Genomic DNA, 7,724 nt, shown 5'->3' on the forward strand with positions numbered 1-7,724 from the left:
GGCACCGCCGCCCGGCCCCGGCCCGGTGCTCGGTCTAGGCCCTGCCGCCGTCGGTCCACACCGGTGAGGTGAGGACGAGCTCCACCTCCCGCAGGGAGTCGGCCCGCGGCTGCAGCGCGTTCGGCAGCGCCGGGCCGGCCGTCCGCGGCGCCTCCAGCTCCAGGTTGAGGTCCCCGCAGTCGTCGGTGCTGCGGCCGACCGCGGTGAGCACCGGCTCCAGAGCAGCGACGCTGCGCGCCCCGGACCCGTCGTCGCCCGCGGCCAGCGGCAGGCTCACCCGGAGCTCCGGGTGCTCCACGGCCAGCCGGACGAGCGCCATCGTCCACGCCGGGCGGTCCTCCCAGCCGGCGGCCACCCGGACCGAGAGCCGCCGGGGGCTGCCGTCCTGAGCGGCCACGAAGAGGTCGGCCAGCATGCGGTCGTCCAGCTGCGGGCCCAGCGCCGTCGCGTAGAAGTCGGCGCCGGGTGCCGGGCGCCCGCCGAGGGTGAAGGGCAGCAGCGTGCCGCCGAAGCCGCGGTCGGTGACCGTCCCCCGGAACTCGCCCAGGTCGGCCACCGGAGCCTCGTGCACCGTGCGGTACACCTCCTCCAGCGCCTGTCCCCAGCCCGCCCCGGCGTGGGTCGCCAGCACCTCCGTGCGGGCCTGGTCCCCGCGCTTGCGGCGCAGCTCCCGGTCCTGGACGAGCGTGCGCAGCGCCGCCACGTAGTCGTCCTCGGTGGTCTGCGCGTGCCCCGTCCCGGCCAGGCCGGGCGCGTTGGCGTGGAAGACCTCGGCGTGGCCGGAGTGCAGGTGCAGGCTCACGGGCGGCAGACCGGCGACCGCGGCCTCCAGGATCGAGGTCCCGCTGCCACACGGGAAGGAGTCCAGGTAGAGGTCCATGCCCGGGTAGAGCCCCTCCACCCCCGGCATGACGCCCATCGGGAAGAGCCGCCCGGGGAAGGCCGACGACAGCTCGGCCCAGGGACCGTCCGCCGTGGGCCCGGCGAGGACGACGACCAGGTCCGGGATCTCGGCCAGCACCCGGCCGAGCAGCTCGTCGAAGCCACGCCCCCAGATCGGTGCCATCTTGATGGCGGTGGCGACCGAGATGGCCGCCACCTGCCGCGGCCGCAGCCGCAGCTGCTCCCGGACGCTCGCGCGCGACAAGCCCGCCCCGGCCGGCTCCACCGGCAGCGGCAGCAGCGTGAGCCGGTGCTCCGGCACGCCGCGCAGCTCGGCGGCGACCCGGCTGCCCACGGCCCGGTTGTCCACCACGACGTCGGCGGCGCCGAGCCCGAGCCAGTAGGTGTGGTCGGCGTGGTTCTCGAAGGCGATCGGCGGCCGGGGCCCGGGCAGGCTCGCGGCCGCCAGCGCGACCGCGTCGAAGGGGTGCACGTGGTAGACGACGGTGTCGGCGCCGTCCATGAGCCGGCGCAGCGCCTCGGCCCGCGCGGTGAGCGTGGGGAACGCCTCCCGCAGGTCGTAGAGGCGGCCCCCCGACCGGACGGCGGCGTCGCGGAGCGGCTCGGGCACGGGAGCGTGCTGCATGGTGAGCACCACGTCGGCCGGGCGGGGGTCGCGCTCCATCCAGCGCCAGGCCAGCCGGGTGTGGCCGCCGACCGGGTAGCCCTCGGTCAGGACGTGCAGCACCCGGCCGCCGTCCGCGGACCGCGCCTCCCGGCGGACGGCGCCCCCGCCGACGGCGTCGCGCACCAGCCGCTCGAGCTCCGGGTCGGCCAGCGCACCGGTCGGCGCGCCGTAGGCGAAGTTCGCCGCCACCGTGGCCGTGCGGAGCACCCGCTCGACGTCCCCGCGCCGCGCGTGCACCCGGACGGCGTCGACGAGCTGCTCGTAGGTCCTGCGGTTGTCCTCGAGGCGGGGGTCGGGAGGGGTCGCGGCCTGCATGTGTGGGCTCCATGTCGTCGCGGGGACCGCCGGGCGGCGCGCTCCGCGGCACGGGCCGGAGGCCGCCGCGGGCGATCCCGTCGACCTCGGTCGGGACGGCGGCCCGGGCGAGGTGGGGTACGCGCCGGACGCTAGCCCAGCGGACCCGCCGCGCCGGGCACGTCGCCGCGGGACGGGGACGCCGCCGCCGCAGGAGCCGCACCCGCCACATGCGCGCGGCGGCAGTAGCGTCGCCGACGACGTCGCGCCCCGCCGCGCCCGCCCCCTGCGAGGACCAGGAGCCCATGCCCGTCCCCTTCAACGAGACCGCACGCGAGTACCGCGCACTGCAGCGGGAGCTCGAGGAGGCCGTCCTGGGCGTGCTGCGCCGCGGGCACTACGTGCTGGGCAGCGAGGTCGCGGGTTGGGAGCAGGAGCTCGCCGGGTTCGTCGGCGTCCCGCACGCGGTGGGGGTGGGCAACGGCACCGACGCCCTGGAGATCGCGCTGCGGGCGGTCGGCACCACCCCCGACAGCGAGGTGGTGACGGCGGGCAACGCCGGCGGGTACACCGCGGCGGCGGCCCGGGCGATCGGCGCGCAGGTCGTGGTCGCCGACGTCGACCCGGCCACCCTCCTCCTCGACCCCGCCAGCGCGGCGGCCGCCTGCTCCGACCGCACGTCGGCCGTGGTCGTGACCCACCTGTACGGACGCGCCGCCGACGTGGCGGAGCTGCGCCGGGCGCTGCCCGGTGCCGTCGCGATCGTGGAGGACTGCGCCCAGGCGATCGGGGCCGAGGCCCCCGGCGGCAGGGTGGGCGGCCTCGGGGACGTGGGGACCTTCAGCTTCTACCCCACCAAGAACCTGGGCGCTCTCGGCGACGGCGGGGCGGTCACCTGCCGCTCGCCGGAGACGGCGGCGCGGGTGCGGGCGCTGCGCCAGTACGGCTGGGCCGACCGGTACACCGTCGCCACCCCCGGCGGCCGCAACTCCCGGCTCGACGAGGTCCAGGCCGCGGCGCTGCGGGTCAAGCTCCCGCACCTGCCGGCCTGGAACGCCCGGCGGAGGGAGGTCCTCGCCGCCTACGCCGAGGCGGCGGCCGGGACCGCCCTCCAGGTGACGCCGCCGGCACGGGGCGACGTCGGCCACCTCGCCGTCGGCCGGCACCCCGACCGCGCCGGACTCGCCCGCCGGCTCGCGGAGCTCGGCGTCCCCACCGCCGTGCACTACCCGGTCGCCGACCACCTCCAGCCGCCCCTGGGCGCCCGCGTGGGCCCGACGGGCGCCGCGCAGGTCGAGCGGGCGTGTGCGGAGGTCGTGAGCCTGCCGTGCTTCGCGTACCTCACCGACGCCGAGGTGGCGCAGGTGTGCGACGCGATCCGCCGCACGGCCTGATCCGGCGGCGACACCTCACGAGACCACGCTCCCCCGCCAGCACCACTGGCCCCGCGACGTCCCCGGACGACCCGGACCGGTCCTGTTCCATGGACGGCATGTCGGTCGACGCGCTGCAGGCCCCGGAACGGCGGGCGAACCCCTGGGGACGCCGCGCGAGCGACAAGGGGTGGCCCGAGGGAGGCGCCGCGCTGGGGTGCCGCATCGTCGAGCTCCCCCGCATCCCCGACCCGCGCGGGAACCTGACGTTCATCGAGGGCAGCCGGCACGTCCCCTTCGACGTGCGGCGGGTCTTCTACCTGTACGACGTGCCGGGTGGCGAGTCGCGGGGCGGGCACGCGCACCGGGAACTGGAGCAGTTCGTCATCGCCGTGTCGGGCAGTTTCGACGTGGTCGTCGACAACGGCACCGAGACCGAGCGCTTCTCGCTCAACCGCTCCTACTACGGCCTCTACCTGCCGCGGATGGTGTGGTCGCACCTCGAGAACTTCTCGAGCGGCAGCGTCAGCCTCGTGCTCGCGTCGCAGGAGTACGACGAGGCGGACTACTACCGCGACTACGACGAGTACCTGAGGGCGCGCGGGCTGGTCGGTCCCCCACCGGCCTGACCCCCGGGCCGCGGTCGTCGGCACGCGACCGCGTGGTGCATCGCGCCGGGGAGTGAGTAGCGTCCCCTCCGATGACCGAGACCTCGAGCGCCGGTGACGTAGCCACCCCCGACGTCGCCCTGCGCTACCCCGGTGGAGAACTGCCCCTGCCCGTCATCCGCTCCACCGAGGGCGCCGACGGCTTCGACACGAGCAAGCTGCTGGCCACGACCGGCCGCGTGGCCCTCGACATCGGCTTCGTGAACACGGCGTCGTGCACGTCGGAGATCACCTACATCGACGGCGACGCGGGCATCCTCCGCTACCGCGGCTACCCCATCGACCAGCTCGCCGGGAAGGCCAGCTTCCTCGAGGTCAGCTACCTGCTGATCTACGGCGAGCTGCCGACCGCCGACCAGCTGGCGGCGTTCGACTCGAGCATCCGGCGGCACACGCTGCTGCACGAGGACCTCAAGCAGTTCTTCAAGGGCTTCCCGCTCGACGCGCACCCGATGCCGGTGCTCTCCTCGGCGGTCAGCGCGCTGTCGACCTTCTACCAGGACTCGCTCGACCCGTTCGACGAGAAGCAGGTGGAGATCTCCACGCTGCGCCTGCTGGCCAAGCTGCCGACCATCGCGGCCTACGCCTACAAGAAGTCGGTCGGCCAGCCCTTCCTCTACCCGGACAACTCCCTGGGCCTGGTCGAGAACTTCCTGCGGATGACCTTCGGCTTCCCGGCCGAGCCCTACGAGGTCGACCCGGAGCTCGCCGCGGCGCTGGACATGCTGTTCGTGCTGCACGCCGACCACGAGCAGAACTGCTCGACGTCGACCGTGCGGCTGGTCGGCTCCTCGCACGCCAACCTCTTCGCCTCGGTGTCGGCCGGCATCAACGCCCTGTTCGGGCCGCTGCACGGCGGGGCCAACCAGTCGGTGCTCGAGATGCTCGAGGACATCAAGCGCGACGGCGGCGACATCCGCCGCTTCGTCGACCGGGTGAAGAACAAGGAGCCCGGCGTCAAGCTCATGGGCTTCGGCCACCGGGTCTACAAGAACTACGACCCGCGCGCGGCGATCGTGAAGAAGACCGCCGACACGGTGCTCGACAAGCTGGGCGGCGACAACCAGCTGCTCGACCTGGCCCGCCAGCTCGAGGAGATCGCGCTGTCGGACGACTACTTCGTCCAGCGCAAGCTCTACCCGAACGTCGACTTCTACACCGGCCTCATCTACCGGGCCATGGGCTTCCCGACCCGCATGTTCACCGTGCTGTTCGCCCTCGGCCGGCTCCCCGGCTGGATCGCGCAGTGGCGGGAGATGATCGCCGACCCGTCCACCAAGATCGGCCGCCCCCGGCAGCTCTACACCGGCCCCACCGAGCGCGCGTTCGTCGAGCTCGGCGACCGCTGACGGGTCCGCGCGTGTCCGAGCCGTCCGGGGAGGAGGTCATCGTCCTGCCGCCGCTGCCGCTGGCGACGGGACGCCTCCTCCCCGACGGCTCCGACGCCGCCTCCCGGCGGATCACCGAGGTGGCCCTCGTCGTCCGCACCGAGGACGGCGCCGAGCACCGGCTGCCCCTCGTCGAGCAGCACGGCGCCTGGTGGGCGCCCGCGCCGCCGCAGTGGACCGCACCGCCCGACCGGTCCACCGATCGGGCGACATCGGGCGGAAACCACCCTCACCCGGAGGGGTGAGCCCCGCTCCCCCGCCCCTCCGGGGCCCCCGCGTCGACGTCGATACGACGGCGAGGCCCGCTGCACCGCAGCGAGCCGGCCGCGTAGGACGAGACCCCCGGGGGACCCGCAGTGCCCGCACCACGCACGCCCGCCCCCCGGGCTGCCCGGACCACGTCCCGGGCCCCCGCGCGGACCGCTGCACCGCGGCGCACCACCGCGTCCCCGGGCACCACCGCGCGCACGCCCCTGACGCCGCAGGAGGCACAGGCGCTCCGCGCCCTGCTCGCCGCCCGCGGCGCCGCCGACGGCGGCCGGACCACCGGCACGGGGACGGCGCGTCCGTCGACCCGCCGTCCGGCGGCGCGCACCTCGGCGAAGCGGGCACCCGCCCGTCGCCGCCGTCCCGCCCGGCCGCCGGCCTGGCGGCGGTTCCTCGCCGGCCAGGACCGGCAGCACTGGAAGCGCCGGCTGGTCGTCGTCGTCCTCGGCGTCGTCCTCCCCGCGCTCGCCGGCACCCTGTCCCCCACCCGGCCCGCGCCGGCCGGGGCCGCCTCCGACCCGGCCGGGCTCGCCGTGGCCGCCCAGCAGACCCTCACCGCCGACGCCACCCGCTACCGCGGCATCCAGCAGGACCTCGCCACCCGGCGGGACGCGCTGGCCCGCGCGGAGGAGGCCGAGGCCCAGGCCCGCGCGGCCGCCGATGCCGCGGCCGCGACCGTCGGGACCGGCGCCGCCGACCTGTACCGCATGACGCCCGAGCAGCGGGTGCCGCTGCTCGGCCTCGACGTGCACCAGCCGGGTTCCGCCGCCGACGTCCTCTGGCTGCAGGGGCTGTCCGAGCGGGCCGGGGAGGACCGTGCCGGCGACGTCGTCCGTGCCGCCCGCGCGCAGCAGGCGCTGGCCGCAGCGCAGTCGCAGACCCAGGCCGCGCAGATCGCGGTCGACGCCGCCGTCGCCGAGTCGCAGACGCTGCTGGCCCGCGTGCGCGAGCAGGTGGCCGAGCTGACCCCGGCCACCGCCGCACAGCTGTCCGGCCTCGGGGTCGCGCCGGTCGCCGCCCAGCAGGAGGCGAACGCCGCTGCCCTGCGGCGCTGGCAGGACTACCTCGGCTCCCTCGCCGTCGCCGGCGTCGACCCGCCGGCCGCCGCCGCGCTGGCCGACCCCGGCGCCCTCCCCCCGGGCCTCTCGCCGGCCGTCGACGGCACGGGCGCGACGATCCCGGGCGTCGCCGTCGCCGTGGCCGGCAACCGGCTGGTCACCGTCCTGCCCGCGGAGACCGTGGCCGCCGTCAGCGTCGCGCTCTCCCAGCTGGGCCGCGCCTACCTGGCCGGCGGCACCGGACCCGACGCCTACGACTGCGGCGGCCTGACCGCGGCGGCGTGGGTGCAGGCCGGGTACGCCCTCCCGGCGTCGGCCGCCGACCAGTGGGCCGGCGGTGCGGCGGTGCCCGCCTCGCAGCTGCAGGTCGGGGACCTCGTCTTCACCGACGGCGGCGCCGACGTCGGCCTGTACCTCGGCGAGGGCCAGGTGCTCGGGGCCTCCGCCGCCGGGTACCAGGTCGGCGTCCGCACCATGACCGGCGCCAGCGGCACCGTGCGGGTCACGCTGCCGGCGCCGGCGCAGCCGAACCCGCCGCTGCCCGCCGCCGTCTCGGGCAACGGGCCCTGCGGCGCCCCGCCGGTGCCCGTCGGACCGGTGAGCCCGGCCTGGGGCGGCTTCGCCAACGGCCGCATCCCGACCGAGCTGCTGTGCCCCGTCGGTGGCGGTCACCGGCTGCGCTGCGACGCCGCCGCCGGCTACACCGCGCTGGCCGAGGCCTTCGCCGACGCCTTCGGCCGGCAGCTGTGCATCACCGACTCCTACCGCTCCTTCGCGGCGCAGGTCGCGGCCGCCCGGGCCAAGCCGCGGCTGGCCGCGGCGCCGGGCACCTCGAACCACGGGTGGGCGCTGGCGGTCGACCTCTGCGGGGGCGTCAACCACTTCGGCAGCGCCGAGTTCCGGTGGATGGAGGCCAACGCCCGGCGGTTCGGCTTCGTGCACCCGGACTGGGCGCAGGAGGGTGCCGAGAAGCCCGAGCCCTGGCACTGGGAGTTCGGCGACCTCATCGCCTGAGCGGAGGGGGGGGGGGGGGGGGGGGGGGGGGGGGGGGGGGGGGGGGCGGGGGGGGGGGGGGGGGGGGGGGGGGGGGGGGGGGGGGGGGGGGG

General features: G+C 76.6%; 6 protein-coding genes. 5 read left to right on the forward strand and 1 reads right to left on the reverse strand.

Annotated features, from left to right (window positions below; genetic code table 11):
* Positions 1-34: 34 nt before the first annotated feature.
* A complete protein-coding gene (locus ACI8AX_RS20575) occupies positions 35-1,885 on the reverse strand; it encodes a hypothetical protein (protein WP_456551725.1) in 1,851 nt (616 codons plus the stop codon).
* Positions 1,886-2,169: 284 nt separating this feature from the next.
* Here ACI8AX_RS20575 and ACI8AX_RS20580 point away from each other — a divergent pair, with 284 nt between their 5' ends.
* From ACI8AX_RS20580 to ACI8AX_RS20600, 5 genes are all read left to right on the forward strand, one after another.
* Complete coding sequence (locus tag ACI8AX_RS20580) at positions 2,170-3,258, forward strand: DegT/DnrJ/EryC1/StrS family aminotransferase (protein ID WP_456551726.1); 1,089 nt, start codon at positions 2,170-2,172, stop codon at positions 3,256-3,258.
* A 98-nt stretch (positions 3,259-3,356) separates the two neighbouring features.
* A complete protein-coding gene (locus tag ACI8AX_RS20585) occupies positions 3,357-3,866 on the forward strand; it encodes a sugar 3,4-ketoisomerase (protein WP_456551727.1) in 510 nt (169 codons plus the stop codon).
* Positions 3,867-3,937: 71 nt separating this feature from the next.
* The gene (locus ACI8AX_RS20590) at positions 3,938-5,254 is read left to right on the forward strand and encodes a citrate synthase (RefSeq protein ID WP_456551728.1); all 1,317 of its coding nucleotides are present in this window, start codon (positions 3,938-3,940) and stop codon (positions 5,252-5,254) included.
* Between the two features lie 11 nt (positions 5,255-5,265).
* Positions 5,266-5,538, forward strand: coding sequence for a hypothetical protein (locus tag ACI8AX_RS20595; protein WP_456551729.1), 273 nt, complete (start codon positions 5,266-5,268; stop codon positions 5,536-5,538).
* Between the two features lie 111 nt (positions 5,539-5,649).
* Entirely contained in the window at positions 5,650-7,632 is a 1,983-nt protein-coding gene (locus tag ACI8AX_RS20600; protein ID WP_456551730.1) for an NlpC/P60 family protein, read from the forward strand.
* Positions 7,633-7,724: the final 92 nt, after the last annotated feature.

The organism is Blastococcus sp. SYSU D00813 (genome assembly GCF_054050735.1).

Bases quoted from the DNA above. Each gene is read 5' to 3' on its own strand.
- ACI8AX_RS20575 (WP_456551725.1), bottom strand. From the start codon at position 1,885: ATGCAGGCCGCGACCCCTCCCGACCCCCGCCTCGAGGACAACCGCAGG.
- ACI8AX_RS20580 (WP_456551726.1), top strand. From the start codon at position 2,170: ATGCCCGTCCCCTTCAACGAGACCGCACGCGAGTACCGCGCACTGCAG.
- ACI8AX_RS20585 (WP_456551727.1), top strand. From the start codon at position 3,357: ATGTCGGTCGACGCGCTGCAGGCCCCGGAACGGCGGGCGAACCCCTGG.
- ACI8AX_RS20590 (WP_456551728.1), top strand. From the start codon at position 3,938: ATGACCGAGACCTCGAGCGCCGGTGACGTAGCCACCCCCGACGTCGCC.